We start from the raw sequence: 26,851 nt of genomic DNA, 5'->3' as shown, positions 1-26,851 counted from the left end.
CCCGATTTATGGAGTTGCGTCATCTACGATGCTTTGTCGTCTTGGCAGAGGAGTTGCATTTCACGCGGGCGGCCGAGAGGCTGCATATAGAGCAACCCCCCTTGTCTCGCGCGATCAAGGAATTGGAAGATGAGCTTGGGGTCACGCTGTTTGACCGCGACCGCAGGGGCACACGGCTGACCGTGGCGGGGGCGGCATTCTTGCAGGACACCCGCCGACTCTTCACTGTCCTGGAGCAAGCGCGTGAAAATGCCAGAGCCATTGCCGCGGGCCTGAGGGGCAGCCTGCGCATTGCAATTTCCGATGGTGCGATGGACCCACGACTATCGGCGTTCCTAGCTCGTTGCCGCGCGGAAGAGCCCGAGGTCGAGATACGTCTCTCCGAGGTACCGCTGACCGAGCAGATACGGGGCCTACGGTCTGGCGACTTCACGATCGGATTTGCACACGCGGCGGATGTTGGCGAAGGCATCGTGGCTGAACCGATCTGGCGAGACCCGATTGTGATCGCCATGCCAGCGCGGCACTCGCTTCTTGCGCACAAGCAAGTTCCGCTGAACGAACTTCAGGGTCACCCACTGGTTCTGTGCGACAAACTGGCCTGCGAAGGCTACTGCCGAGAACTAAATCGGCTGCTACAGGTTCTGGAACACAGACTCAACGTTGTCGAAGAAGTGTCGTCGCTGGACATGATGCTAACGCTCGTCGGCGCAGGCTATGGGATTGGTTTCATGACGGCGACCAAGATTCCCATCAGCCAGAGGCCGGACGTGGTGATTCGCCCTCTGGCGCAGGACACGGCGGTAATCACAACCTATCTGCTTCGGCCAGAAAGCAGCAACTCATCGGTTTCGCTGGATCGCTTCATCGAACGTCTGCGAGGACCTCCGGGTGACTAAAGCGTCAATGCCTATCTGAATCGTGCGCCGCGGCACGAAGATTGCGTTCGGCTGCGCTGACGAGTTCCGCAGCACTGAGCTTGAGTCCGGCGGCGATTCTTAAGATCAGAGCGAGAGTGGGCATGTGCTCCCCACGCTCTATTTTGCCCATGTGCGATCGCTCGATCCCTGCTTTCGCAGCCAGTTCTTCCTGAGCAACACCTTGCGTCAGGCGGGCGACACGAACGGCCGCTCCGAATGCCAACGCTGGCTCGGCGTCGAAAGTGGTAGTTCCTGGGGGACGGCCTCGTCGGACAGTTCGCTTCTCCATCCTTGGAAGCGTCGAACAGTCCAAACAATTTAACCACGTTAAGTTTAACTCAAACTAGCTATCATGAAGACTTTCCATCCTTGTCTTATCGCTTCTTGGGGCCTCTCATGCACGACGCCACCAGCCCACGCCCACAGCTCAGGCTCGCCATAGCGCCTGGTGTGGCCTCTTCGTACCTAGCTGCATTGCTTGCCCTGCAGCGCGCGGAGGAGCCCGAAGTTTCTATGGAATTTAATGAGGTTACGGCGAGCGATCTCATTACGGGCCTCTACAAACGGCGCTTCGACGTCGTGACCTGCCCCCCGTTTTCCGGGCCAACCTGATCTTAGTAGAGTCCGTCTCACAAGAGGACGGACATGAAGAAGCGATACACCGAAGAGCAGATCATCGGCTTCCTGAAGCAGGCGGCCGCCGGCACGCCGGTCAAGGAGCTTTGCCGCAAGCACGGCTTCAGTGACGCGTCGTTCTACCTGTGGCGGCGCAAGTTCGGCGGCATGGATGTGCCCGACGCCAAGCGCCTGAAGGCACTGGAAGCGGAGAACGCGCGGCTCAAAAAGCTGTTGGCCGAGTCGATGTTGGACAACGAAGCGCTGAGGATCGTGGCGCGGGGAAAATACTGAGCCCGCCGACGCGACGGGCTGCCGTCGCGGACGTGCGGGCGAAGCTGGGCCTGTCGGAGCGGCGGGCCTGCCGGGCACTGGGCTTGTCACGCAGCGTGTTGCACTACCAGCCGCGCATGGCGAACGCGCCGTTGCAGGCCAGGCTCGTTGCGTTGGCGGGCGAACGTCGCCGGTTCGGCTACCGACGGCTGCACATCCTGCTGGAACGGGAGGGCTGGATCGCCAACCACAAGCGAATCTACCGGCTGTACCGCAACGCTGGCCTGGCGGTGCGCAAGCGCCGCAAGCGCGATCGCGTGGCCGTCGAGCGCCGTCCGCTGCAGCTGCCGTCGGGGCCCAACCACACCTGGTCGATGGACTTCGTCTTCGACGCCCTGGCCAACGGGCGCCCGATCAAGTGCCTGACGGTGGTGGACGATTGCACCAAGGAAGCGGTGGAAATCGCCGTCGGCCGGAGGATAAATGGCCAGAACGTGGCCGACATCCTGGATGCGGTATGCCGTTTCCGCGGCTACCCCGCGGCGATCAGGACCGACCAGGGACCCGAGTTTACCGGCCGGGCGCTGGACCAGTGGGCGACCGCCAACGGCGTGACGCTTGTGCTGACCCAGCCAGGGAAACCCACGCAGAACGCCTATGTGGAGAGCTTCAACGGCAAGTTCCGGGACGAATGCTTGAACGAAAACTGGTTTATCTCGCTCGAGCACGCACGGGCGGTAATCGCCATCTGGCGCAAGGACTACAACGAGGTGCGTCCGCACAGCTCACTGCCCAAATGCACGCCTGCCGAGTTCGCCGCCGCGCTGCGCAACGAAGGTGCCTTGACTGGTTCGACCGCTGATCGAAACCTGACCCACCGGAGCGGTATGCTCCCCAACCTGGACTCTACTAAGTAGCTAGTGGCCCTGAGAAAGGGGGCAGGTCACGGAATCTGCACGCGCCCAATAGCCGATGGCCCCTACGAGGTCATTACGCACCTGCAGCGACTCTCGGGACAGACGAATCTTGTAGCTGATCGATTTGAGCTTAGAGCCTTGCGAGTTGCCGAGGCGCGTAAAGCATGACAACCACGTGCGGTGCCCGCCCTTGCCGGTGGATTTGCAGCGGGTGCCGGTTCGGGCCAAGGCGCCGTCCAGACGCATCAATTCATCCTGGAAACTGACCTTGATCAATTCAACTCCCTACAACTTCCAATAGTATGTCCGCATGATCGGCTTAAGGCGCCTTCTCGCAAGATGGAGCCGCTGGATTACCAGCGGCCTAGTCGTAACCTTGCTTTTCTCGCAGGTTGCGATGGCGATGTACGTCTGTCCCAAGCCAGACCCGAGGGCATCTGTGGAAACCACGCAAATGCGTGCCACGATCTCGATGCAGCAGGCTGACAAGTTGCCAATGTCGGATTGCACCGGCATGCCTGATTCCATGGACAGCGAAGCGCCACAGTTGTGCCACGCTCATTGCAGTGGCGATCGGGAGTCGGCGCTTTCATGGCAGGGGCTGGACATTCAGTTTCTCGCGGCGCACGTGATGTGGCTCGCCAACTCGCTGCCCGGGTTGGTTCTCGACCGGGTAGCCCTCAGAGCGTGTTCAAAGTCTTTTGAGCAAGAGCACCAAGAATGCCAAGTGGACGAACTGCAGGCTGGTGTTGAGCCATCGCTCGCAGTTCTTCCACAGCCTCCTGTTCTTGTCCAGCCAGGCAAAGCTGCGTTCCACGACCCAGCGCTTGGGCATCACTTTGAAAGTGTGAAGCTCGCTTCTCTTGGCGATCTGCACCGTCACATGCCCTCCCAGAATCTGCTGCACGCCTTGCGCGAACGGCCGACCGATGTAGCCTGCATCGCACAGCAGGCTTTGTAGCCGGCTCAACCGGGGCTTGCAGCGCTGTAGCGCCTGCAGTGCGCCTTTGCGGTCCGTCACCTCGGCCGTGGTCACCGCTATCGCATGCGGCAATCCCTGGGTGTCCACCGCGATGTGGCGCTTGATGCCCGAGACCTTCTTGCCTGCGTCATAGCCCTTCAAGCCCGCCGTGTCCGTGTTCTTCACGCTCTGCGCGTCCACGATCAAGAGCGTGCTGCAGGCGTTGCGCCCCAGTTTCTCGCGGGCCGCGCCAACCTGATTTTTTTAATGCCTGCTCCAGCAGGCTGCCACCCTCGCGTGGCTCGCTCCAGATGGCAAAGTACGAGTGCACGGTGCGCCATTTGGGAAAGTCGCTGGGCAGTGCCCGCCACTGACAGCCCGTGCGCAGCAGGTACAGCACGGCGCAGAACACCTCGTACAGCTCCACTTTGCGTGGGGCAGTCTTTCTGCGCGCACTCTCCAGCAATGGCCGGATCACCTCGAACTGCTCGCGCTTGATGTCGCTGGGGTAGCCTTTTCTCACCCAGCGAGCTTCTCACATCAAGAGGGCGAGACTTTGAACACGTTCTCAGGCGGCACGTTACCTACATTCCTCCCAATCCCCGCGCGGGCTTTCCGCCGATCTACCTCACGTTCCAAGTCCTGCGGAATTGATTTATGTGTCCGTGCTCGCCGCGCACCGATGCGGCAGACCACGTGATTTCGTGAATACCAATTCCGAGGACAACCATGTTTACTCCCTTTTTTGGCGCCCCCGAGGGGCGCCCGTCGGCGTACGGCCGAGGCACAACGCCGGCCTCGATGCGAGTGCATCGTCTGAAAGCTATCAGCATCGCGTTGGCGGGCAGTGCGCTTGTCTCGCCTGTAGCCTACGCCCTCGATTTTGCTGAGGCACGCCTTATCGCGGAGCAGCAGAGCCCACGCATAAGCGCGCAGCAGTTGCAGGTTAACGTCGCCGAATCCGTGCAGAAGGCAGCAGGCTCGCTGCCCGACCCCAAGCTCTCGCTCGGCATCGAAAACTACCCCATCAGCGGCATGGATCGCTGGAGCATGACGCGCGAATCCATGACGATGCAGCGCTTGGCGCTCATGCAGGAAGTGCCCAACAGGGCCAAGCGCGACGCCCAGGTCGCCAGCGCGCAGGCGCGTGTGGATCGAGAACGCGCGGCGCTGGTTTTGCAGCGATTGCAGATCCGCCAGGAACTCAGCCTGGCGTGGATCGCCGCGCAGGCGGTGGAGCAACGGGAGATACTGCTGACGGAACTGCTCGCGGAGAACCAGCGCCTGCAAGACAGTCTCCCCGCTCGCGTCGCCGGCGGCACCGCCCAGGCTGGCGATCTGTTGGTCGCGGAACAGGAGGCGCTGACACTCACGGACCGCCGTGACGATCTACAGCGGGACCGGGCCAAGGCCAGGGCCGCGTTGCGGCGCTGGGTGGGCTCCAGGGCCGACGAAGCACTGCAAGGCGATCCAGGCCCGCTCACTCGCCCCGTCGCGCAACTGCGCACAGAACTGGCGAATCACGCGGAGCTTGAACTCTATCCGGCGATGCAAAGCATGGCCCGGGCCGAGTCCCGCGAAGCCCAATCAGAGACCCGCGGCGATTGGGCCTGGGAGATAGCCTATAGCCGGCGTGATCGCCGATGGGGCGACATGGTGTCATTTCAGGTGACATTCGATCTGCCTTGGCAGAAGGATCGACGCCAAGTGCCCATGATCGAGGCAAAACGGCACGAGTTGGAACGTCTGGACGCCGAACGCGAAGACGTGGCGCGGCGGCATTTGCAGGAGCTGGACGACAGCGCCGCCGAACTCCAAGCGTTGAACAGCCAGATCGACCGCCTGCAGACCGCCGGCTTGCAACTGGTACGGAACCGAGCGGCGCTTGCATTGAGCAACTACCGATCCGCCAAGGGGGACCTGAGCGCTGTGCTCAGTGCACGCGCCCAGGTGCTGGAGACGCGCATGCGTCTGATCGACCTTGGAGCGCAGCGCGACAGCCTCGTCGCCCGACTGAACAGCCTGATCGCGGACTGAGTGGAGACCCTCGCCATGAATACCTCTTCGAGAAACATCCTTGCCGGCTTGACGCTGGTTGCTGCCGGTATTGCCGTTGGATGGGGCGTCGCCCAATGGCGCGCCGGCCACCTCAGCGGCTCCCCCGCTGCCAACGTCTGTTGGCGCGCACTTAAAACTGACCCAGGCTGCGCGTTGAACTTTGACCCACCCGGTGTACGGGGCTGAGGGTATCAGTTGGTGGTCTGGGTGGTGGCCTCCTTTGCCCTGATTCTGGCTTTGGTCTTGTTGGCGGCGGTGCTGTTGCGCAGCCGCCAGGAGTCGTTGCCGGTCTCCAGGATGTGGCAGTGGTGGGTGATGCGATCCAGCAGCGCGGTGGTCATCTTGGCGTCGCCGAACACCTGACCCCATTCGGAGAAGGCCAAGTTGGTGGTGATGGCGAGGCTGGTGCGCTCGTAGAGCTTGCTGATCAGGTGGAACAGCAGCGCGCCGCCTGAGGGGGTGAACGGCAGGTAGCCCAGTTCATCGAGGATGACCAGGTCGGCATAGGTCAGGCGCAGGGCGATCTGCCCGGCCTTGCCCTGGGCCTGTTCCTTCTCCAGCGCATTGACCAGTTCGATGGTGGAGAAGAAGCGCACGCGCAGGCGATGCTGGCGCACGGCCTGGATGCCGATGGCGGTGGCCAGGTGGGTCTTGCCGGTGCCCGGTCCACCGACAAGGACGACGTTCTCGGGGGTGTGGATGAAGTCACCCTGGTGGAGTCGTTCGACCAGTGCGCGATCAACGGGACTGGCCGCGAAGTCGAACCCGAGCAGGTCACGATGGACGGGGAAACGTGCGGCCTTCATCTGGTTGGCCTGGGCACGAACCTGCCGTTCGGCGGACTCGGCCTGCAGCAGTTCGGCCATCCAGTGTTCGGGCTCCATGGTGTGCAGGCGCATCTTGGCCAGCAGTTCGGGCCACTGGCTGGCCATGCCGTGCAGCTTGAGCTGCTGCATGCGCAGCGGCAGGTCAGGCGTCGACATGATCTGCCTCCCGCAGGGCGTCGTAGCGGGCCGGATCGGACACCGGCGGATGACGCAGCGTCACTCGCGAGGCGACCGTCTCGATCGTGCGGTCCGGATGCTGCAATCGCCCCAGCACGTTGAGCACGTGGTCGGCGCGCACCAGGCCGGACTCGAGTGCCAGTTCCACCGCCACCAGTACCGCTTCGAGCCCGTGCACGGGTACGGCGGCCAGCACCTGGGCCATGGCGCGGTCGCCGTGAGGCTGGCGCAGCAACACCTGCTGCAGCTTGCGCAGCGGATCGGGCATGGACAGGAACGGCGCGCCGTCACGCAGTGCCCCCGGCTTGCGCTGGACCAGGGCGATGTAGTGCTGCCAGTCGTAGTGGACCCGATCACGCTCGAAGCTGCGCCGGTGGCGGGCGACCTCGGCCTCGCCGACCACCACGGCCAGTTCGAAGGGATACACGCGCAGGCTGGCGACGGCGTGGGCGTGTTCGCACGGCACGCTGTAGCGGTTGCGCTGGAAGCTGACCAGCGCGGTCGAACTGACCCGCACCGGCCGCTCGATGTAGCCGTCGAAGGGCGCGGGCATCGGCATCAGGTGGGGCTGTTCGTCCTCCAGAGCTTCGGCCACGGTGATGTCGGAGGCATCCGGATGCGCCTGCATCGGCCAAGCGGCGCGGCACTCGCTGGCGAGCCAGGCGTTGAGGGTGTCCAGATCTGGCCAGTGGCGGGCCCCGGCCTCGATCCAGATCTGTCGGCGCCGGTCCTGCACGTTCTTCTCGACCCGCCCCTTCTCCCAACCCGCGGCGCGGTTGCAGAACTCCGCGGCGAACAGGTAGTGGCTGGTCATGGCGTGGAAGCGGGCGTTGACCCGCCGTTCCCGGTGCTGGCCGATCCCGTCCACCGCCGTCTTCATGTTGTCGTAGATGCCGCGGCGCGGCACGCCACCGAAGGCGGTAAACGCCTGGGTATGAGCATCGAACAGCATCTCGTGGCTCTGGGTGGGATAGGCCACCAACCAGAAGGCGCGGCTGCAGGCCAGCTTCACGTGGGCGAGATCCAGCGGCATCTTGGCGTGGCTGCCGACGAAGGCGTACTCGCGGCTCCAGTCGAACTGGAAGGCTTCACCCGGAGGAAAGTGCAACGGCACGAAGGCCGGGCGGCGGCTGGCGCCGCCGGCCGCCTTCCACTGGCGGATGAAGGCCGTCACCCGGGTGTAGGTGCCCGGATAGCCGATCGCCTGCAACTGCGAGAACAGCACCTTGGCGGTGCGTTGTTCCCGCCGGGGACGATGGCTGTCGGCACGCAGCCACGTCTCCAACTGGGACCGGTAGGGATCGAGCCGGGAGGGCGAGGCTCGCCTGGGATAGACCGGCTCGGACTGGCCGCTGCGCAGCCATCGCCGGATGGTATTGCGGGATAGGCCCGTGCGCTTGGCGATCTCGCGCAGCGGCAGGCCATCGCGGAAATGCATCCGCCGGATCTTGGCCAACATGACCATGGTGATCACTCCTGAAATCCCCCGAGCAAAAGATGCTCAGGATGTGGGCTTCAGGTGGGTCAGTTTTACCCGCGCATCACCGCCGAAAGTGGGTCAGTTCTGGATGCGCGCCAACAGCGTCAGGCACTTTCGAGCATTGCCGCATCATTTAGCAACCGTTGAATGCGCTGGCGAGTCTCCTCTGGAATACCTTGCACAGACGAGTCAGGTCCGGGCCTGTTTGGCTGCTGCTGGGTGCCCGCGATGACCCGCACGACCATGCCCAAATTTCCTGGTGTCACGATGTCGATGGCTGCGCGATCACCCAGGTCCGGATGTGGGCGGGTCAGCATCCGGTACAGGTCCCACGGATCCGCATGCGGGCACTGGTTCATGAGCACCTGTGCCAGCTTGTGCTTGAGGGGTACCAGCTGCCAGTCGGGCACGCGTTGCCCGCGGTTGCCCAAGCTGATGGACAGCAGCTTGCCCGCCTTCAGCTCGCGGTTGATCTGGTCCTTGGACTTCCCGGCCAACTTGCCGAACAGCGGGACCGGCAGACTGCTCGGCGATTCGTAGATGACCAGCATTTCCTCGCGCTCGCGCTGGATGACAGACACCTCCGGCTCTGGCGCATGCGTCGGGGGCGGTGGTACCTGCGACAGTCGCTGGAATGTGATTCCCCCGTCGTTTGGCGTCACGACGATGGGTTCGGCCACCACAGGCGGAACGGATGCCGCAGAAGCAGCAGCGACGATGGTGTTGGGCTTGTCCTCCTCTGCCATGGCCGGCACGCCCTCGATATGGATCGTGAGGTGCGCGCTGGCCGCTTCCACTTGGCCCTGTTCGAGCAGATCGAGACGATCCGCCCAGTCCTGCATCATCCGGCGGCGCGGCTCAACATACTTGGCGTGGTTGTAGGCCGAACTCACCTTGTTCGGGTCCGAGTGCGAAAGCTGCGCGTCCACCCAAATCTTGGGATAGCCGATCTCGTTGAGCGCCGTCGAGATGGTTCCGCGGATGCCGTGACCGGTCAGTTGATCCTCGTAGCCCATTCGTTTCAAGGCCGCGTTGAGGGTGTTCTCGCTGATGCGCTTCTTGAGTTCGCTGCGGTGCGTGAGCAGATGGACCTGGGCCGGCCTCATCACACCCAACAGGTAGCGCACGATCTCGATGGCCTGCACGGACAACGGCACGATGTAGGGCGGAACGTCCTGCGGGCGCTTGCCGGCCTTGCGCATCTCGTCTTGGAGTTGCTTGACGATCTGCGGCGGGATGATCCACAGGCCACGGTCGAGATCGAACTGGTCCGGGGTCGCCAGCCGCAGCTCGCCGGTACGCACGCCGGTCAGGAACAGCAGCCGGATGCCGAGTTGGGTCTGCCAACCACGAGGGTTGTAGAGCCTGAGCTTGTGCAGGAACTCGGGAAGCTCCGGAAGATGCAGGTAGGGGTTGTGGTTCACCGGGGGCTTGGGCTCGGCCACCACGTCCAGGTCGGAGGCCGGATTGGCTTCCAGCCCCTCCACGATGACGAGGGCATAGCGGAACAACTGCCCCAGCCAGGTGCGGACCTTCTCGGCAGTGGTGAACGCCTTGCGCTCCTCGATCCTCGCCAGGACGCCCAGGAGTTGGGGCCGGCGAATGTCGTAGATCGACATCTGCTTGAGGCTAGGCAGCACGTCCTTGTTGAAGATCCGCAGGATTTGCGACAGCGTGCTGTTCCTGCCCTCCTTGATTTCCTTGCGGCGATGCTCGACCCACGCATCGAAGACGGCCTTGAAGGTGTAGTCGGCCGCAAGCTTGACCGCGTGTCGCTTCTGTTTCCGATCGGTATGGGGGTTGACGCCCTTTGCCAGAAGCGCCCGGGCTTCGTCGCGCAAGGTGCGCGCTTCGCGCAAACCGATCTCGGGGTAGTTCCCCAGGGAGATGCGCTTTTGCTTGCCGAGCCAGTAATAGCGCAAATGCCACGACTTGCCGCCGGTGCGGGCGACCACCAGGCCGAGGCCATCGGTGTCGGGGATGCTGTAGGTTTTCTCGGCGGCCTTGGCTTGCCGCACGGTCAGATCAGAGAGTGTCATCATCAAGCTCCTAAGTCTTGGACTTAGGCCCGATGCTGCTTGTCATCCCGATCCAACCCCAGCAACAACCCGGAACCGGCACGACCCGCATTCTTTGGCCTTGTTTTTGGCCTCAAAAATGGTGGCTGTCAGTGGACTTCCGTGGCTTTCGCTGGAATGAAAAAAGGAGCCGAAGCTCCTCTTTTCAATGACTTACAGACGTCAGTGGAAGTCTGTAGATCATAAATTGGAGCGGGAAACGAGACTCGAACTCGCGACCCCGACCTTGGCAAGGTCGTGCTCTACCAACTGAGCTATTCCCGCGTAGGAACGGCGATTCTAGCGATTGCCGACCGCGCGTCAAGCCTCGCGGTCGGCGATCGGTTCGCGCAGGTAGGGCCAGGCCGCGAGGAGGTAATGCAGGCCCGACCAGATGGTGAGCGCGCCGGCGATCACCAGCAGCCACTCGCCGATGTTGTACAGACTGAGCAGCTTGGCTTCCTTTTCGTGCTGCAGGATCAGCACCACCAGCGCGACCATCTGCATCACGGTCTTGAGCTTGCCGATGAAGGCCACCTTGACCGTCGCCCGCCGGCCCAGTTCGGCCATCCATTCGCGCAATGCGGACACGCTGATCTCGCGGCCGACGATCACCGCCGCGGTGACCGCCATGACGATGCCGGACCAGCCGTCGCGATGGGCCTCGACCAGCAGGAACAGGGTCACCGTCACCATCAGCTTGTCGGCGACCGGATCGAGGAAGGCACCGAAGGCCGAAGTCATGTTGAGCCGACGGGCGAGAAAGCCGTCGAACCAGTCGGTGACCGCGGCGAGCACGAACACGATGGCCGCGGTGAGGTTGTGGCCGCGGAACGGCAGGTAGAACACCAGCACCATCACCGGCAGCAGGGCGACACGAAACAGGGTGAGCCAGGTGGGCAGATTGATGTGCATGGCAGGCGTCCGTCGTGGGTCGAGTTTGACACGGCATGCGGCCGGTCAGCCATGCAGGGCCGCGTAGATGCGTTCGGCCAGGCCGCGGTCGATGCCCTTGATGCGGCTCAGTTCCTCGACGCCGGCGGCCTCGACCCCGGCCAGGCCGCCGAAGGCCTTGAGCAGGGCCGCGCGGCGGCGCGCGCCGATGCCGGGGACTTCTTCCAGCACGCTTTGCGTGCGCGCCTTCTCGCGGCGGCGGCGATGGCCGCCGATGGCGAAGCGATGGGCCTCGTCGCGCACCGCGGCGACCAGATGCAACGCCGGCGAGGCGCTGCCCGGGTGGAGCTCGCGTCCGGCATCGGCGAGCACCAGGGTCTCCTCGCCGGCACGCCGGCCCGGCCCCTTGGCCACGCCGACCACGCGCACGCCATCGACGCCCAGCTCCCGCAGCACGTCCAGCGCCTGCGCCACCTGGCCGCTGCCGCCGTCGATCAGCAGCAGGTCCGGCCGCGCGCCCTCGCCCTCGGCCACCTTGCGGAAGCGCCGGGTGAGCGCCTGGTGCATGGCCGCGTAGTCGTCGCCCGGGGTGATGCCGGCGATGTTGAAGCGCCGGTAGTGCGACTTTTCCGGCCCTTCCGGCCCGAACACCACGCACGAGGCGACCGTCGCCTCGCCGCGGGTATGACTGATGTCGAAGCACTCGATGCGCCGCGGCGGTTCTTCCAGCTCCAGCACGCGCGCGAGGTCGGCGAAACGCGCGCCCAGCGTCTGCCGGCTGGCCAGCCGCGAGGTGAGCGCGGCCTGCGCGTTGCGCTCGGCCAGTTGCAGGAACTGCGCACGTTCGCCGCGCACGCGGGTCTTGATCGCCACCGCATGGCCGCTCTGCTCGGCGAGCATCTGCGCGAGCAGCTCCGCCTCGGCGATCGGCGCGCCGAGCACCAGCTCCCGCGGCACCGGCCGCTCCAGGTAGAACTGCGCGACGAATTGCGCCAGCAGGTCCGCCGGCGTCGCATCCAGCGGCAGGCGCGGAAAGAAATCGCGCGTGCCCAGGCTGATGCCGTTGCGGAAGAACAGCACGCTGACGCAGGCCTGGTCGGCCTCGATGCGGCAGGCGATCACGTCCATGTCCGCGCTGGCGCCGTGCACGTGGTGTTCGGCCTGCAGCTTGCGCAGCGCGGCGACCTGATCGCGCAATGCGGCGGCGCGCTCGAAGTCGAGCCTGGCGCTGGCCGCGTCCATCGCCGCGGCGAGCTCGTCGATCACCGCGCTGGAGCGGCCTTCCAGGAACATCTCGGCGTGACGCACGTCCTCGCGGTAAGTCTCGACATCGATCAGCCCCACGCACGGGGCGGTGCAGCGACCGATCTGGTATTGCAGGCACGGCCGCGAGCGGTTCCTGAAATAGCTGTCCTCGCACTGGCGCACCTTGAACAGCTTCTGCATCAGGTTGAGGCTCTCGCGCACCGCGAAGGCGCTGGGATACGGCCCGAAGAAGCGGCCGGGCAGGTTGCGCGCGCCGCGGTGGAAAGCCAGCCGCGGAAAATCCTCGCCGCCGGAAAGATAGATGTACGGATAGCTCTTGTCGTCGCGCAACATGATGTTGTAGCGCGGCTTGAGCGACTTGATGAGCTGCGATTCCAAAAGCAGCGCCTCGCCTTCCGTGCGGGTCACGGTGATCTCGCAGCGGGCGATCTGCGCGATCATCGCGGCGATGCGCGGTTCCATCCGCGGCTTTAAAAAATAGCTGCCGACGCGCTTCTTCAGGTTGCCGGCCTTGCCGACGTAGAGCAGCTCGCCCGCCGCATCGAAGTAGCGGTAGACGCCGGGCGAACTGGGGAGCGTGCGGACGAAGGCCTTGCCGTCGAAGGGCACGGAGGGGGCAGACTGCATGGGGAAATTCTAGCCGTTTCCTGCACGTGGCAAGGGCCAAGATGGCGCCACGACAAGCCTCGTGCAAGGAGCTGCCTCCGTGGGATGTCTACCGATTCCGATCGTGTTTCTGCTCGGCGTCGCCGTCGGCTATTTCGGCTGGGGCGATCGCGGCGCGCTGTGGGGCGCGGGCATCGGCCTGGTGCTGGGTATCGCGCTGACCGGCGTCTTCGTCGCCATGCTGCGCGGACGGCGCTGACTCACCGATCGAGCCAGCGCTCGGCGCGGACCAGATCCGCCTCGGTGTCGATGCCGGGCGGAAACGGCTCGGGTGTCAGCCGCACGGCGATGGCGTGGCCGTGTTCGAGCACGCGCAGCTGCTCCAGCGCCTCGGCCTGCTCCAGCGGCGTGCGCGGCAGCGCGGCGTAGCGCTTCAGGAAACCCGCGCGGTAGGCATAGATGCCGATGTGACGCAGGAACGGCACGCCCTCGGGCAGGGACTCGCGGCTCAGCGCGAAGGCGTCGCGCGCCCACGGCAGCGGCGCCCGGCTGAAATACAGCGCGCGGCCGCGGACGTCGCACACCAGCTTCACCACGTGCGGGTCGAACAGCTCATGCGCCTCGGCGATCGGCGTGGCCAGCGTCGCCATCGGCGCATCGTCATCGGCCAAGGCCTGCGCGACCGCGCGGATGCCGGCGGGCGGCGCGAACGGCTCATCGCCCTGCAGGTTGACCACGATGGTGTCGTCGGCCCAGCCGTAGTGCGTGGCGCACTCGGCCAGGCGGTCACTGCCGGAAGCATGATCGGCGCGGGTCATGCACACCTCGACGCCGCGTCCGGCCAGCGCCCCGGCGATGCGCGCATCGTCCGTGGCCACCAGCACCTGTGCCGCGCCGGCCTGCAGCGCCCGCTCGGCCACCCGCACCACCATCGGCACGCCGGCGATGGTCCGCAGCGGCTTGCCCGGCAGCCGCGTGGAGCCGTAGCGGGCAGGAATGGCAACGATGAAGGGCGCGCCTTGCGGCATTTTAGATGCCGGCCTCTTTCTTCAGCAGCCGGATGGCATTGCAGGTTTCGTTGGTGGCCTGGCTGTAGGGCGAGCCGGCGCCGAGCAGGCCTTCGGCCTGGGTATAGAGTCCGGCATTGATCGCCTCGGCCACCTGGCCGGCTTCGGCATGAAACCGCCGATGCTTTTCGACGCACTGGGCGAACGCCGGCAAGGCGGCGTATTTGCTCCGCCCCTCGCCGTAAAGCCAGCGGCCGAGCTCGCAGCAATCATCCCGGGCGATGGTGGCCGCATCCAGCTTTTCCTGCTTGGTGATGGCGCTGCGCAGCTTGACCTTCCAGCTGACGTGCTTGTCGATGGCGTCTTTGAGGTCCATGGGATCAAGCTCCCGCGGTCACGCGCGCGTCTTTCTTGAGCGCACGGATGGCGCTGCAGGTTTCGTTCGAGGCCTGACTGTAAGGCGTGCCCACACCGAGCATCGCCTCGGCCTGGGTATAGAACCCGGCATTGATCGTCTCGGCCACCTTTCCCGCCTCGCGATGGAAAGTCCGGTGTTTTTCGACGCATGCGGTGTAGGCGGGAAGCGTGGCGTATTTGGCCCGGGCCTCGCCATAAAGCCAGCGGCCAAGATCGCAGCAGTCGTCCCGGGCGAGGTCGCCGCATCCAGCTTTTCCTGCTTGGCGATGGCGCTGCGCAGCTTGACCTTCCACTCGACGTGCTTGTTGATCGCCTGATCCAGATCCATGACACCCTCCCGTTATGTGATGTGAATCACACATTTTATCGATGATGTCACCAAACCTTCATGTCTGTGACGATCAGACGCAGGTCTGGAGGGCGAAGCCGCAGCCGTTGGCCAAGTCGACGAAGCCAGGGAAGGAGGTCGCCACGTTGGCGCAATCCTCGATCGACACCTCGCCGTCGGCGACGAGGCCGGCGATGGCGAAGCTCATCGCGATGCGGTGATCGCCGCGGCTGTCGATGCGTCCGCCATGCAGCGCGCCGCCGTGGATCACCGCGCCGTCCGGGCTTTCCTCGACCGCGATGCCCAGCGCGCGCAGGCCGGCGGCCATCGCGGCGAGGCGGTCGGATTCCTTCACCCGCAACTCGGCGACGCCACGCACGACGGTAGTGCCGCGGGCGACGGCGGCGGCGATGAAGAAGGCCGGGAACTCGTCGATCATGTCCGGCACCAGCGCCTCCGGCAGCTCGATGCCGCGCAGCGGCGCGTGGCGCACCACGAGGTCGCCGACCGGCTCGCCGCCGCTGCTGCGTTCGTGCTCGATGCGGATGTCCGCGCCCATCAGCCGGAGTGCGTGCAGCAGGCCGATACGCCGCGGGTTGAGGCCGACCGCGCGCAGGCGCAGCTCGGAGCCCGGCACGAGGCTGGCGGCGACGAGAAAAAACGCGGCCGAGGAGAAATCCGCCGGCACGTCGACGTCGACCGCATGCAAGGCATGGCCGCCTTCGAGCCGCGCGTGGCCGGGCGAAAAATCGATCGGCCAGCCGAAGGCGGCGAGCATGCGCTCGGTGTAGTCGCGGGTCGGATGCGGCTCGATCACCTCGGTCACGCCTTCGGCATAGAGCCCGGCGAGCAGCAGCGCCGACTTCACCTGCGCGCTCGCCACCGGCAGTTCGTAGCGGATGCCGTGCAGGCGCCGGCCGCCGTGGATGATGAGCGGCGGCAGGCCGTCCCGCGTGTCGATGCGTGCGCCCATGCGGGCGAGCGGCTCGGTGACGCGGCGCATCGGCCGGCGCGAGAGCGAGGCATCGCCGATGAGCGTGCTGTCGAAGCGCTGCCCGGCGAGCAGGCCGGCGAGCAGGCGCATGCCGGTGCCGGCGTTGCCGCAATCGAGCGGCTGCGGACTGCCGCGCAGGCCATCCAGACCCACGCCGTGCACGATGCGCTCGCCGTCGCTCGGCGCCTCGATCCTCACGCCGAGCTGCGCCATGACGGCCGCGGTGGCGCGGGTGTCCTCGCCTTCCAGGAAACCGCGGATGCGCGTGGTGCCCTGCGCGATCGATCCCAGCATCAGCGCGCGGTGCGAGACCGACTTGTCGCCCGGCACCGTGAGCTCGCCGCGCAAGGGTCCGCCGGCGCGGCTGCGCCAGTCGATCCGCGACGCGCCGCTCACGGCAACGCCACCGGGTAGGAACCGAGCACCCGCACCTGCGCGGCCAGCGCGCCCATGTCGCGCAGCGCCGCCTGCAGCGGCGGGTCCTCGATGTGGCCGGAAACGTCGATGAAGAAGGCGTACTGCCACTTGCCGGTGTGCGCCGGCCGCGACTCGATGCGGTTCATGCTGACGCCGTGACGGGCAAACGGGCTCAAGACGTCGTACAGCGCGCCGGGCTTGTCGTTGACGGTGATGAGCAGCGAGGTGCGATCGTTGCCGGAAGGCGGGAACAGCGAGCGGCCGATGACCAGGAAACGGGTGGTGTTGTCGGCACGGTCCTCGATGCCTCGCGCGATCACCTTGAGCCCGTAGACCTTGCCCGCGGTTTCGCCGGCGATGGCGGCGGCATCGTCCGTGTGCCGGGCCAGCCGCGCCGCCTCGGCATTGCTGCTCACCGCGCTGCGTTCGGCCTCGGGAAGGTTCACGCGCAGCCAGGTCTTGCACTGCTGCAGCGACTGCGCGTGCGCGAACACGCGCCGGACATCCTCCAGCCGGCCGCTCTGCGAGAGCAGGCATTGATGCACGCGCAGCTCGATCTCGCCGCAGATGCGCGCGTCGGAGGTGAGGAACATGTCCAGCGTCACCTGGATCATGCCCTGGCCCGAGTTCTCCACCGGCACCACGCCGAAATCGGCATGGCCGGCGGCCACTTCCTGGAATACCTCCTCGATGCTGCCGAGCGGCAGGCCGTAGGCGGCATGGCCGAAGTGCTTGTGCACGGCCTGCTCGCTGAAGGTGCCCTCGGGACCGAGATAGCCGACCTTGAGCGGCTGCTCCTGCGCCAGGCACGAGGACATGATCTCGCGGAACAGCCGCACCATCTCGGCGTCGGACAGCGGCCCCTGGTTGCGGTCGACCACCATGCGCAGCACGTGCGCCTCGCGCTCGGGCCGGTAGTAGTCGATCGCCGGCAGGCCCTCGCCCTTCACCTTGGCGATCTCCTTGGCGCGGCGGGCGCGTTCGGAGATCAGTTCCTGGATCTGCCGGTCGATGGCGTCGATGCGCTCGCGCACCTCGCTCAAGGATTTCTTGTCTTCGCTCATGGTTCGCCCATGGATGGATGGAAGTCCAGACGTCTGGATGGCTTTTAGCGGCTTGCCCGGAGGGCCGCAAGGTTCGTTTCAGCCGTGGCGGCGGGCGAAATCGGCCATGAAGTCGACCAGCGCCTGGACGGCCTCCATCGGCACCGCGTTGTAGAGCGATGCACGCATGCCGCCGAGTGCCTTGTGCCCCTTGAGCGCGAGCAGGCCCGCCGCTTCGGACTCGGCGAGAAAGGCCGCGTCCAGCGCCGCATCGCGCAGGGTGAACGGCACGTTCATGCGCGAGCGCGCGGCCGGGTCCACCGGATTGACGTAGTAGCCGCCCGAGCCGTCGATGGCGGCATACAGCGCCTCGGCCTTGGCGCGGTTGCGCGCGGCCATCGCCGCCAGCCCGCCCTGCGCCTTCAGCCACTGGAAGGTGAGCCCGGCGATGTACCAGCCCCAGGTGTTGGGGGTGTTGAGCATGGAATGCTGGGCGGCGTGCTCGGCGTAGCGGAAGATCTTGGCCATCGGCCGACCTGGCCGCGCCAGCAGGTCGCGGCGCACGATCATCACCACCAGGCCGGAAGGACCGATGTTCTTTTGCGCGCCGGCGTAGATCAGCCCGAAACGCTTGACGTCGATGGGCGCGGAGAGGATGTCCGAGGACATGTCGGCCACCAGCGGCACCTCGCCGACCTCCGGCACGTCGCGGAACTCGACGCCGTGGATGGTCTCGTTGGGCGTGTAGTGCACGTAGGCCGCGCGCGGGTCCAGCCGCCAGCTCTCGCGTGGCGGCAGGCCGCGGTATTGCCCGGCCTTGCCGCTGGCGGCGATGTTGACCGCCACGTACGGCGCCGCCTCGCTGGCCGCCTTCTCGCCCCAGTGGCCGGTGACGATGTAGTCCGCGCGCTCGCCTTCGCCGGCCAGGTTCATCGGGATCTGCGCGAAATGCTGGGTGGCGCCGCCCTGCAGGAACAGCACGGCGTAGTCGTCCGGGATCGCGGCGAGCTCGCGCAGGTCGGCCTCGGCCTGCTCGGCCATGGCGATGAAGCGCTTGCCGCGGTGGGACTGCTCCATCACCGAGGCGCCGCTGCCGTTCCAGTCCATGAGCTCGCGCTGCGCGCGCTCGAGCACCGCCTGCGGCAACGCCGCCGGTCCCGCACTGAAATTCCAAGCCCTCACGTGTCGCCGCCCATGCCGTCGAAGCCGAGCGGCATTATGACGCCGCGCAACAAGCCAGCGTCAATGCGCCGAGCCGAAGCGCAAGAACAGCATCAGGGCGATGCCGAGCGCGAGCACCGCGGCGGTCACGATCAGCCACCACACCTCGCCGCGCGGCCCGGCCTCGTCCTCCGGCAGGGGCAAGCGCGCAGGCGCGGCGGCGGGCTCGGCGGCCTCACGCGGCCAGGGCACGTCCAGCACCAGGCGATGCATGGCCAGGCCGATCTGGTCCCCCGCCTCGAGCGGCAACGGCGGATCGACCGGCCAGCCGTTGACGCGCAGCGGATGGGCCGCGGGAAGCCCCTCGGCCTCCAGCCAGACGGCGCCGTCGCGCCAGACGAACACCAGCGTGGCCGCGCCGCCCTGCGGCAACTCCAGCGGCAGGCGACCGTGCGGGCCGAGCGCCAGGCGCTCGCGCACCGCCAGCACGCGGCCGTACAGCGGGCCGGCCAATGCCCGCACGGCGATCGTATCGCGGGCCTCGGCGGGCAGCTTTTCCGGCACCCGTTCGGCGACCGGCGAGGCCGTGCGCAGCAGCAGCCGGCATTCCCCCACGCTGATGATGTCGCCGGCGCGCAGCAAGGCCCGCTCGCGCACCGGGCGTGCATTCACGTAGACGCGGCCGGCGCCGCGCTGCACCTCCAGCACCAGGCCACGGCGATCCCGGCGCAGGCAAAGATGCCGCGGCGCGACCTGCGCCGCCGCGATCACCAGATCATTGTCCGCGGCCGTGCCGATGCACACCTGCGGCTGCGTCCAGGCGAAATCCTCGCGGTCCGAATGGGGAAAGGCGATGCGCATGGCGACGGCTTGGAAACGACGGCCCGGACTCTAACAGATGCCGCCAGCGCAGCTGCGCCGCTCTGCGGGGAGGGTTGCGGCGCGCCTGCCGGCTGCGCCCTTGCAGTCGCTTTCCTCGTGCAAGTGCCGCCGGTGCCGATCCTTAAAGGATCCTCGCCACCGGCGCGCCCGGCATCGGCGCCCGCGCGAGACGATCGCCGCGCGCCCGGCCCCGCGGCTATCCGCGCCGGCGCCGTTCGCCCGGTTTTTACTTCATGCGGTAGGTGATGCGACCCTTGGTGAGGTCGTAGGGCGTCATCTCCACCTTCACCTTGTCACCGGTCAGGATGCGGATGTAGTGCTTGCGCATGCGGCCGGAAATGTGGGCGGTGATCACGTGCCCGTTTTCCAGCTGCACGCGGAACATGGTGTTGGGCAAGGTCTCGATGACCGTGCCCTCCATTTCGATGACGTCGTCTTTGGCCATGCGTACCGGATCGGTCTGACGCGCGGCCGTGCTGGTCGCGCAAGCCGTCGAGTATGCCACGCCGGCGGCGGTGGGCAAAGATTGTGCGGCGCCGCGGGTCGCGAAGGCCCTCCACGCCCGCCAACCAGCGCAAGACAGCGCTTTGATCCACCACAGCGACCGTGGATCGCAATACGTGTCCATCCGCTACAGCGAACGCCTGGCCGAGACGGGCATCGAGCCGTCGGCGAGCGAGGGCGGCAGCTACGACAACGCGCTCGCCGAGACCATCAACGGCCTCTACCAGGCCGAACTGATCACCGTCGCGCGCCATGGAAAAGCAGGGAGGCCGTGGAACTGGCCACGCTCGAATGGGTAGCCTGATTCAACCACCACCGCCTGCTCGGATCGATCGGCTATATCCCGCCAGCACAGGCCGAGGCAAACTACCACCGGCAACTCGCCAGTCAGGCAACCACTGCTGAGGCCTGACTTGAACCCAACAGCCTCCACGAAACCCGGAACGGTTCACCTGCTCAAATAATGGCCCGCAAACCCTTGTCGGCGATGACGTTGAGCAGTTTGAGCGCAGGACCCGTGGGATGAGTTTCGCCTTGCTCCCACTTGCGCACAGTGGAAGCGGTGGTGTGCAGGTGGAGTGCGAACACCGGCTGGCTGAATTTAAGCCCTTCGCGCAGGCGCTTGATGTCGGCAGCGCTGAACTCCCGCACCGGGGGCGGGCAGATCGCGTCGAACTCGCGCATCGTAACCTTGCTGATCGCCCCCACTTCGTGGAGCGCAGCCAGGTCGCCACGCAAGGATTCAATGATCTTGCTCACAATGCACCTCCAATAACACGCTGGCCTGCAACGCCTTCGACAAGGCTTCGGGGGACAGTTCCAGGAACGCCTTGCCGGCAAATTGCAGCGCCATCTTCTCGTCCTGTGTGATGTTCGCCTTGTCGCTCTTGGGGAACCCATACAGGAACACATAGCGGTCGCCGATTCGGGCCGACAACAGGGTGCGGTAGCCGCCACTCTTGCCGCCGCCGGGCCGCGCCACCCGTTTCTTGTAAAGGTGACCGCCCAGGTCCGCGTCGATTAGACCGCTCCCCATCTCCTCGACTGCCTTGCACAAGGCAGTGTCGGGCAGTTTCTCGCCCGCCTGCCACCGTGCAAAGTCCTTCCTCTTGAGGATGCGCGTCATCTTGACCTCCAAAATATACCCGTAACGGGCATATTTTTCTAGGCCCCCGACATGGTGCCCAGGCGGAAAGGGGTGGCTTCTGGCCGCAGGTCATGCGGTTGCCTGTTCTTGGCTTCTGGCGAGCGCCGACAACCGACTTGCGGCCGATGGCCACCAGCCCGGCGGCCTTGCCCATCGGGTGTCCCCCGGTACGGACCCCATGCTGTGGCTTTTCAGGCGCCGAAGCGCGCATCGAGCTGGCGGCGGATTTCCTGCTCGATCGGCCCCTTCAGCGCGCCAAGCAGCAGGCCGAGCTCCACCACGACCCGGACCTCGTCGGCGCCGACGGCGATGCTGCCCTTCACCCCGGGCCGCTCGAAGGCGAGCGTATCGCCCTGCCAGCGGGCCTCGACGCCGTACTTGTCCCGGACCTTGGCGGCCACCTGCTCGACCGCGGCGCGGGCTTGGTCGGGGGGCAGCGCATGGCGGCGCCGGATGTCGATACGGGGCATGGCGTTTCCAGTGGAAGATACCGATGGCCAGATCATGGCGCCGCGCGCAGCCGTATCCAAGTCCGCGAGAACGGCTCGACGCGCCCAGGCGATCAGCGCGCGAGGGCGCGACGCCCGCCTGTGCGTGCACGTGTCATGGAGAGCCGGGCATGGCTGCTGTGGCAACGGCTGCGTCAGGCTTCGGTCCTGCAGCATCGGTCAACCGTGACCTGCCTCTTTCTGGTGCCGGAAGGCCGGCACATAGACCGCATCGTCGCTGGGCTCGTGGCGGTAAAGGGCCACGTTAGCCGGAAATCCCCGAAGGGAATCATCGGTTCGCGCAGCTCGGGCATTTCAGGCAGCGGCCATGGCAGGCCATGCCGGTGTGGCGCATCCCCGCCATGTTCTGGCGTCCGGCGAAACGTGCCGCCTCACTCCTGCGGCGCGGTCCAGCGCTTGAGCCAGGCGTTCACGGTGTCGTGCCACTGCACGCTGTTCTGCGGCTTGAGCACCCAGTGGTTTTCGTCGGGGAAGTGCAGCAGCTGGCTGGGGATGCCGCGCCGCTGCAGCGCCGTGAACGCGCCCAGACCCTGGGTGTCGGGAATGCGGAAGTCCTTGCCCGAGTGCACGACCAGCATCGGCACGCGCCACTCGCTCACGTGATTGAGCGGATTGAAGCGCTCGTAGTTCTCCGGATGCTCGAACTGCGGGCCGCCGTTTTCCTTTTCCTCGAACCACAGCTCGTCGGTGTCGTAGTACATGGCGCGGGTGTCGAACACGCCGTCGTGGTCGACCAGGCACTTCCACGGCGCATTCCACACGCCGGCGATCCAGTACACCATGTAGCCGCCGTAGCTCGCACCCAGCGCGCAGGCGCGCTCGCCGTCGAGGAGGTCGTACTTGCCGAGCGCCGCCTGCCAGCCGCGCTTCAAATCCTCCAGCGGCTTGCCGCCCCAGTCGCCGGAGATCGCATCGGTGAACGCCTGGCCGTAGCCGGTGGAGCCGTGGAAGTTCACCGTCACCACCGCGAAGCCCTGGCCCGCGTAGGTCTGCGGGTTCCAGCGGTAGCTCCAGTCGTCGTTCATCGCGCCCTGCGGTCCGCCGTGGATGATGAAGGCGACCGGATACTTGTGCCCGCGCCGGTAGCCCACCGGCTTGACCACGTAGCCCTGCACCGGCTCGTCGTTCCAGCCCTTGAAGGTGAAGAACTCGGCCTCGCCCATCTGCACCTGCTTGAGCCGCTCGGCATTGAACCGGGTGACCTGCCTGAGGCCGCGCCCATGCGCATCGGCCAGGTACAGATCGACCGGATGGCGCAGGTCGTCGCGCGCCAGCAGCAGCCGGTCACCGGCGAGCGCGTAACCCGCGACGGTGCCCTCGCCGGTCACGCGGGTGACCTTGCCGCTGGCCGCGTCGATGGCAAAGAGCGGGTGCCGGCCCTGGTCGTCCGCGGTGGCGTAGAGCGTCCGGCCGTCGGCGGACACCGCCAGATCGCCGGCCGAGCGGTCCCACTGCGGGTCGACCTCGCGCTTCGCGCCGCTGGCCAGATCCAGCGCCATGACCGCGAAGCGGTCCGCCTCGAAACCCGGCTCCTTCATCGCCAGGTAATAGAGCGTGCGGCCATCCGGGGAAGGCACCGGATAGGCATCCCAGGCCGGATTGTCGGCGGTCAGGTTGCGCGGCGCGGCCGAGCCGTCGGCGGGCACCTGGTAGAGGTCGAAATTGGTCGACCACGGCTCGCTGTTGCCGGCGATGCGCACGTCGAAATACACGCTCTGCCCATCGGGGGAAAAGGCGAACTCGCCCGCGTCGCCGAACGGCTTGCTCGGGATGTCGCCGTCGATGCCGCGACTGAGCCACGTAGGCTCGGCGGGCAGCTGGCCGTTCGCATCGAAGGCGGCGACGAACAACTGGCTGCGCCGCCCGTCCGCCCAGGTGTCCCAGTGGCGCACGAAGAGCCGCTCGTAGGTCGTGCCGCTGGCCTTGGTCTTGGCGCGGCCGTCCAGCCGCTCCTTGGTGCAGGCGAGGTCGGCGCAGTCGGTGAACACTGCATAGGAGAGCAGCACGCGCCGGCCGTCGGGCGAAAGCTTGTAGGCGTCAAGGTCGAGCGGCGCGCGGGTAAGCTGCACCGGCGCGCCGGGATGGCCGAGGTCCGGCCCGTGCTTGCCGGACGCAAAGTCCACGCGCCACAGCTGCGTCGTGCCGTCGGCGGGCGCCAGGTAATAGAGGGCGCGTCCGTCGGGCGACCAGCGCGGCGCACTCGCCTGGTCCGCCAGCCGCACCGGCTGCCCGCCGCGGGCGAGGTCGAGCACGTAGACGGCATGGATGCCCTTGTTCGCCTCGTAATCCGTACGGCGCACGCCGAAGGCGGCGAGGCGACCATCCGGCGACAGCTGCGGGTCGTCCACCCGCTCCAGCATGACCAGATCGCGGATGCCAAAGGGGTGCGTGGCCGCTTGAGTCCACGTCGACAACGCCATCAGTAGCAGCCCCAACCCTGACGCAAGCCACGCTTTCATCGCTATCCCCGGTGATCTTCGAGACAAGAACTTACGTGCCTCCCGCGTGACGGCGCAAGCATCCGTTGCCGGCTCGAGGCTGGCTGAAGCAGGCATTGCGCGCACAAACATCACGCCATGCTGCAAGATGGCCCCTAACCCTTCAAACATACGCGCATCCATGTCCTTGCCGACTCTCCCGCGTCCTTCGCGCATTTCATTGCTTATCGCCGGATTGTTTGTCTTCGCCTGGCTGGTGCGCTGGTACTACGTCAGCCAAGCCATGGTGCTGCATCCAGTACGCGGCGATGCCGTGGATTACTTCAATTATGCCCAGAACCTGTGGCGTCATCACGTCTTTTCCAAAGCATCGCCCGATACACCCATGGTCCTTGGCGACAGCTTCCGCGACCCCGGTTACCCCATATTTCTTGCGCTAGGCATGGCGTTTTTTCAAAGCTGGGATCATTGGTATGCCGCCGTACTGCTCGGCCAGGCTTTGCTGGGCGCTCTTACCGTGCTCCTGCTGCTGGTCACGGCGCGCCGCTGGCTACCGACGCCTTGGCTAGGCGCAGCCGGCTTGTTGATGGCACTGTGGCCACACTCTGTCACCATGACGGGTTATCTCCTCACGGAAACCCTGTTTGGTTTTTTGTGTGCACTGGCGCTTTGGCTATCTGTACTGGCTATTGAACGCCGCAGTCTTACCCTGAGCGCCGGTGCCGGAATCGGCTGTGCGCTGGGGGCATTGACGAATGCCACACTGATTCCATTCGCACCGTGCTTGGCCATCTATCTCTGGCTGCGGCGACTGGCGTCCGGCCGCATGGCGTGTGCACTAGTCCTGGGCTTTGCCGTGCTCTACATGCCCTGGTTGATACGCAACGCGAATCTGCCCGCGGCACAAAGCAGCAGTCATGACCGCGCTCTGATGAATCTGGTGCAAGGCTCCTGGCCGGAATATCACGCCAGTTATCGTGCGGCACTGCTCGGCGACTCCACAGCAATAACCATATCCAGTGCCATCAACAGCGAGTACGCGCTGCTGCACGATCAACCCCGCGAAGGCTGGCATGCCTGGGCAAACCGCCTCCGCAGCCAGCCATGGCGAACCTTGACGTGGTACGTGAGCAAACCCGCCCTGCTCTGGGGGTGGGACATCCGTATCGGGCAGGGGGATGTGTACGTCTACCCCACTGCCGCATCCCCCTTCCATACGAACCTTGCAGGTCGCATCGTCATCGCACTATGCCATGCTATGAATCCATGGCTCGGCCTGCTCGCGCTCATCGGCTGCATCATTGTGCTGTGCCGCCCATCCGCCTCTGGAACCGAACAACCGCTTGCACTGCTGCTGGTGATGATGACTGCCATCTACACCTTGCTGCAGGCCGAGCCACGCTACTCCGTGCCGCTGCGCGGCGAGGAAATGGTGGCAGCCATGCTATGCCTGCATGGCATCGTGGCTTGCCTGTCTCGACGCAGGGGCATTCCCGCCGCCTGAACGCATTGTCAGAACCCCACCCTGCGCCCACGGCCTTCGGAGTAGCAGCAACCTCCATAAAGCCGAGCCCGTTTAAGAAATCTGCAGCGCGTCACAGTCAAAACGACTATCCACGCACGCAATCGGCTCCAACGCAAATAAGCGGGGTTGAACAGCCGAAACTGGTACGAAACCTGCTGTGGCGCGCAGGCAAGCCAAGGGGGAAATCATGTCGCAACGCCTGCAGCGCCCAGCCGGTTTTAGCTTGATCGAGCTGATGATCGTGGTGGCGATCATCGCCATCCTCGCCGCCATCGCCATCCCGGCCTACCAGGACTACGCGGTCCGTGCCCAGGTGGCCGAAGGCATGAGCCTTGCCACCGGGGCCAAGGCCGCCATCTGGGATTTCGTCTCGAACACCGGGCGCTATCCGCCCAACAACACTTCGGCGGGCCTGGCCAGCAGCGGCTCGATCACCGGTAGCTATGTTTCCGGGGTCGACGTCACCAGCGGCAAGGTCACCGTCGCCTTTCAGGGCGCCAAGGCCAGCACACTGATCCATGACCAGACCCTGGTGCTCTCGCCCGTGACGCATTCGGGCAGCATTGCCTGGACGTGTGCACCAAGCACGCTCGACGGCAAGTACCTGCCGAGTTCCTGCCGAAAGTGACGCCCGAGCCGACCCCAAGGGTCACAACCTGACGTCAATGGTCACATTCTGCCGGGCGGCTCAAGCCCTCTCCCCGCGGCGACTTTTGATCCGCGCCGGCTGCTTGTGGGCTTACCGTGACACTGGGCACAATCATGAAGCCTGCCGATATGCGGCAATAGGCAGGCGGCGGCGATGGCACACATGCTGCTTGAACAGCCGTGGCTTCCTGGTCGTTCCTGGACCGTAGCGTTGCAGGTCGAGCCCGCAGGGGAAATCGGGGTCGGGGCTCAGGGGGCGCTGGATTCAATCACCCGTCAAAGAGGAACCACCATGAAGAAGACTGTCCAACAGGGTTTCACCCTGATCGAACTGATGATCGTCGTGGCGATCATCGCCATCCTGGCGGCGATTGCCATTCCCGCCTACCAGGACTACACCATTCGCTCGCAGGTTTCGGAAGGTTTGAGTTTGGCCGATGGTGCCAAGACGGCCGTGGCCGAGTTCTACAGCAATACCGGCCGCCTCCCCCAGAGCAACGCTTCCGCCGGCCTTGCTACTGATGATAGCATCGGTGGGAGTTACGTTTCGAAATTGGACGTGTTAAATAGTGGCCAGATCCAGGTCACTTACAGCGGCCCGAAGGTAAATTCGAAAATCAGTGGGGGCACGCTGAACCTTTCGCCGATCACGCATAGTGGCAGCACGGCTTGGACCTGCCATGGCGACGGTACGAAGGTGACCGCGAAGTATCTTCCTTCGTCCTGCCGTTAAGATTAAAGCTTACATAACAAGAAGGGCCGCCCAGAGCGGCCCTTCTT

27 protein-coding genes, 1 tRNA gene and 1 pseudogene are annotated in these 26,851 nt (G+C 65.6%); 8 read left to right on the top strand and 21 right to left on the bottom strand.

What is annotated here, in order from left to right; all coding sequences use genetic code 11:
* Positions 1-8: 8 nt before the first annotated feature.
* Positions 9-899: a LysR family transcriptional regulator gene (locus tag ALSL_RS02265; RefSeq protein ID WP_014833982.1), complete on the top strand. Its 891-nt coding sequence runs from the start codon at positions 9-11 to the stop codon at positions 897-899.
* Between the two features lie 4 nt (positions 900-903).
* Here the strand turns inward: ALSL_RS02265 and ALSL_RS02260 are convergent, their stop codons facing one another.
* The gene (locus tag ALSL_RS02260) at positions 904-1,209 is read right to left on the bottom strand and encodes a helix-turn-helix domain-containing protein (RefSeq protein WP_003097526.1); all 306 of its coding nucleotides are present in this window, start codon (positions 1,207-1,209) and stop codon (positions 904-906) included.
* Between the two features lie 356 nt (positions 1,210-1,565).
* Between ALSL_RS02260 and ALSL_RS02250 the strand changes: the two genes are divergently transcribed.
* Positions 1,566-2,725, top strand: a protein-coding gene (locus tag ALSL_RS02250) for an IS3-like element ISPa39 family transposase (protein ID WP_086009122.1) whose coding sequence is annotated in 2 segments (ribosomal slippage) — positions 1,566-1,824 and positions 1,824-2,725 — 1,161 coding nt in all. Because the reading frame shifts where the segments join, the coding sequence is not laid out codon by codon here.
* On the opposite strand, the gene ALSL_RS02245 is transcribed toward ALSL_RS02250, so the two are convergent.
* Positions 2,726-3,001 (bottom strand): hypothetical protein, encoded by a 276-nt coding sequence (locus ALSL_RS02245; protein WP_003116793.1) that lies wholly within the window; start codon positions 2,999-3,001, stop codon positions 2,726-2,728. It abuts the gene before it with no gap.
* A 415-nt stretch (positions 3,002-3,416) separates the two neighbouring features.
* A protein-coding gene (locus ALSL_RS02235; RefSeq protein WP_086009121.1) for an IS5-like element ISStma16 family transposase occupies positions 3,417-4,209 on the bottom strand; the annotation gives its coding sequence in 2 pieces (ribosomal slippage) (positions 3,417-3,951 and positions 3,950-4,209; 795 coding nt in all).
* Between the two features lie 206 nt (positions 4,210-4,415).
* Here ALSL_RS02235 and ALSL_RS02230 point away from each other — a divergent pair.
* Positions 4,416-5,723 (top strand): TolC family protein, encoded by a 1,308-nt coding sequence (locus tag ALSL_RS02230; RefSeq protein WP_003097539.1) that lies wholly within the window; start codon positions 4,416-4,418, stop codon positions 5,721-5,723.
* A gap of 212 nt (positions 5,724-5,935) precedes the next feature.
* Here ALSL_RS02230 and istB read toward each other — a convergent pair whose 3' ends face one another.
* The 6 genes from istB to uvrC form a co-directional block, all read right to left on the bottom strand.
* Entirely contained in the window at positions 5,936-6,727 is a 792-nt protein-coding gene (istB, locus tag ALSL_RS02220; protein ID WP_003097544.1) for an IS21-like element ISPa36 family helper ATPase IstB, read from the bottom strand.
* Positions 6,714-8,213 carry an IS21-like element ISPa36 family transposase gene (gene istA, locus ALSL_RS02215; protein ID WP_003097546.1) on the bottom strand — a complete coding sequence of 500 codons (1,500 nt, stop codon included), beginning with the start codon at positions 8,211-8,213 and terminating at the stop codon, positions 6,714-6,716. The genes istB and istA overlap by 14 nt, the downstream gene beginning before the upstream one ends.
* Positions 8,214-8,332: 119 nt before the next feature.
* The gene (locus ALSL_RS02210; protein WP_014744326.1) at positions 8,333-10,270 is read right to left on the bottom strand and encodes a tyrosine-type recombinase/integrase; all 1,938 of its coding nucleotides are present in this window, start codon (positions 10,268-10,270) and stop codon (positions 8,333-8,335) included.
* A 224-nt stretch (positions 10,271-10,494) separates the two neighbouring features.
* Positions 10,495-10,570, bottom strand: a tRNA-Gly gene (locus ALSL_RS02205).
* 36 nt (positions 10,571-10,606) lie between these two features.
* Entirely contained in the window at positions 10,607-11,200 is a 594-nt protein-coding gene (pgsA, locus tag ALSL_RS02200) for a CDP-diacylglycerol--glycerol-3-phosphate 3-phosphatidyltransferase (RefSeq protein WP_126536239.1), read from the bottom strand.
* Positions 11,201-11,245: 45 nt separating this feature from the next.
* The gene (uvrC, locus tag ALSL_RS02195; protein WP_126536237.1) at positions 11,246-13,072 is read right to left on the bottom strand and encodes an excinuclease ABC subunit UvrC; all 1,827 of its coding nucleotides are present in this window, start codon (positions 13,070-13,072) and stop codon (positions 11,246-11,248) included.
* Positions 13,073-13,175: 103 nt separating this feature from the next.
* Here uvrC and ALSL_RS13815 point away from each other — a divergent pair, with 103 nt between their 5' ends.
* Positions 13,176-13,310: a hypothetical protein gene (locus tag ALSL_RS13815; protein ID WP_269433083.1), complete on the top strand. Its 135-nt coding sequence runs from the start codon at positions 13,176-13,178 to the stop codon at positions 13,308-13,310.
* A 1-nt stretch (position 13,311) separates the two neighbouring features.
* Here ALSL_RS13815 and kdsB read toward each other — a convergent pair whose 3' ends face one another.
* From kdsB to infA, 8 genes are all read right to left on the bottom strand, one after another.
* Entirely contained in the window at positions 13,312-14,079 is a 768-nt protein-coding gene (gene kdsB, locus ALSL_RS02190; RefSeq protein ID WP_126536235.1) for a 3-deoxy-manno-octulosonate cytidylyltransferase, read from the bottom strand.
* A 1-nt stretch (position 14,080) separates the two neighbouring features.
* Positions 14,081-14,434: a CZB domain-containing protein gene (locus tag ALSL_RS02185; protein ID WP_126536233.1), complete on the bottom strand. Its 354-nt coding sequence runs from the start codon at positions 14,432-14,434 to the stop codon at positions 14,081-14,083.
* A 4-nt stretch (positions 14,435-14,438) separates the two neighbouring features.
* Positions 14,439-14,768, bottom strand: a complete 330-nt coding sequence (locus tag ALSL_RS02180; RefSeq protein ID WP_198410668.1) for a CZB domain-containing protein — start codon at positions 14,766-14,768, stop codon at positions 14,439-14,441.
* A gap of 108 nt (positions 14,769-14,876) precedes the next feature.
* Positions 14,877-16,193 (bottom strand): 3-phosphoshikimate 1-carboxyvinyltransferase, encoded by a 1,317-nt coding sequence (gene aroA, locus ALSL_RS02175; RefSeq protein ID WP_126536231.1) that lies wholly within the window; start codon positions 16,191-16,193, stop codon positions 14,877-14,879.
* A complete protein-coding gene (pheA, locus tag ALSL_RS02170) occupies positions 16,190-17,278 on the bottom strand; it encodes a prephenate dehydratase (protein ID WP_126536229.1) in 1,089 nt (362 codons plus the stop codon). Before pheA ends, aroA begins: the two co-directional genes overlap by 4 nt.
* A gap of 78 nt (positions 17,279-17,356) precedes the next feature.
* Positions 17,357-18,439 carry a 3-phosphoserine/phosphohydroxythreonine transaminase gene (gene serC, locus ALSL_RS02165; protein ID WP_126536227.1) on the bottom strand — a complete coding sequence of 361 codons (1,083 nt, stop codon included), beginning with the start codon at positions 18,437-18,439 and terminating at the stop codon, positions 17,357-17,359.
* Between the two features lie 60 nt (positions 18,440-18,499).
* Positions 18,500-19,279, bottom strand: coding sequence for an FHA domain-containing protein (locus tag ALSL_RS02160; RefSeq protein WP_126536225.1), 780 nt, complete (start codon positions 19,277-19,279; stop codon positions 18,500-18,502).
* A 247-nt stretch (positions 19,280-19,526) separates the two neighbouring features.
* Positions 19,527-19,745 carry a translation initiation factor IF-1 gene (gene infA / locus ALSL_RS02155; protein ID WP_126536223.1) on the bottom strand — a complete coding sequence of 73 codons (219 nt, stop codon included), beginning with the start codon at positions 19,743-19,745 and terminating at the stop codon, positions 19,527-19,529.
* Between the two features lie 106 nt (positions 19,746-19,851).
* On the opposite strand from infA, the pseudogene ALSL_RS02150 reads away from it, so the two are divergent.
* Positions 19,852-20,216 (top strand): annotated as a pseudogene (locus tag ALSL_RS02150) (integrase core domain-containing protein); the annotation flags it as partial.
* Positions 20,217-20,260: 44 nt separating this feature from the next.
* Here the strand turns inward: ALSL_RS02150 and ALSL_RS02145 are convergent.
* The 4 genes from ALSL_RS02145 to ALSL_RS02130 form a co-directional block, all read right to left on the bottom strand.
* On the bottom strand, positions 20,261-20,563 hold the full coding sequence (locus ALSL_RS02145) for a helix-turn-helix domain-containing protein (RefSeq protein ID WP_126536221.1): 303 nt from the start codon (positions 20,561-20,563) through the stop codon (positions 20,261-20,263).
* The gene (locus ALSL_RS02140; protein ID WP_126536219.1) at positions 20,547-20,930 is read right to left on the bottom strand and encodes a type II toxin-antitoxin system RelE/ParE family toxin; all 384 of its coding nucleotides are present in this window, start codon (positions 20,928-20,930) and stop codon (positions 20,547-20,549) included. Before ALSL_RS02140 ends, ALSL_RS02145 begins: the two co-directional genes overlap by 17 nt.
* Positions 20,931-21,142: 212 nt before the next feature.
* Entirely contained in the window at positions 21,143-21,421 is a 279-nt protein-coding gene (locus ALSL_RS02135) for a polyhydroxyalkanoic acid system family protein (RefSeq protein WP_126536217.1), read from the bottom strand.
* 410 nt (positions 21,422-21,831) lie between these two features.
* Positions 21,832-23,880: an alpha/beta hydrolase family protein gene (locus tag ALSL_RS02130; RefSeq protein ID WP_425479000.1), complete on the bottom strand. Its 2,049-nt coding sequence runs from the start codon at positions 23,878-23,880 to the stop codon at positions 21,832-21,834.
* A 199-nt stretch (positions 23,881-24,079) separates the two neighbouring features.
* Between ALSL_RS02130 and ALSL_RS02125 the strand changes: the two genes are divergently transcribed.
* The 3 genes from ALSL_RS02125 to ALSL_RS02115 all read left to right on the top strand — a co-directional run bounded on the left by ALSL_RS02125 (position 24,080) and on the right by ALSL_RS02115 (position 26,804).
* Complete coding sequence (locus ALSL_RS02125; protein ID WP_161970920.1) at positions 24,080-25,402, top strand: ArnT family glycosyltransferase; 1,323 nt, start codon at positions 24,080-24,082, stop codon at positions 25,400-25,402.
* A gap of 208 nt (positions 25,403-25,610) precedes the next feature.
* Positions 25,611-26,051: a pilin gene (locus tag ALSL_RS02120; RefSeq protein WP_126536211.1), complete on the top strand. Its 441-nt coding sequence runs from the start codon at positions 25,611-25,613 to the stop codon at positions 26,049-26,051.
* A gap of 312 nt (positions 26,052-26,363) precedes the next feature.
* Entirely contained in the window at positions 26,364-26,804 is a 441-nt protein-coding gene (locus tag ALSL_RS02115) for a pilin (RefSeq protein WP_126539974.1), read from the top strand.
* Positions 26,805-26,851: the final 47 nt, after the last annotated feature.

Source organism: Aerosticca soli, from assembly GCF_003967035.1.
Classification (GTDB): Bacteria; Pseudomonadota; Gammaproteobacteria; order Xanthomonadales; family Rhodanobacteraceae; genus Aerosticca; species Aerosticca soli.
The sequence above is the reverse complement of the archived record's forward strand: the minus strand, read 5'-3'. Positions and strand labels throughout refer to the sequence as shown.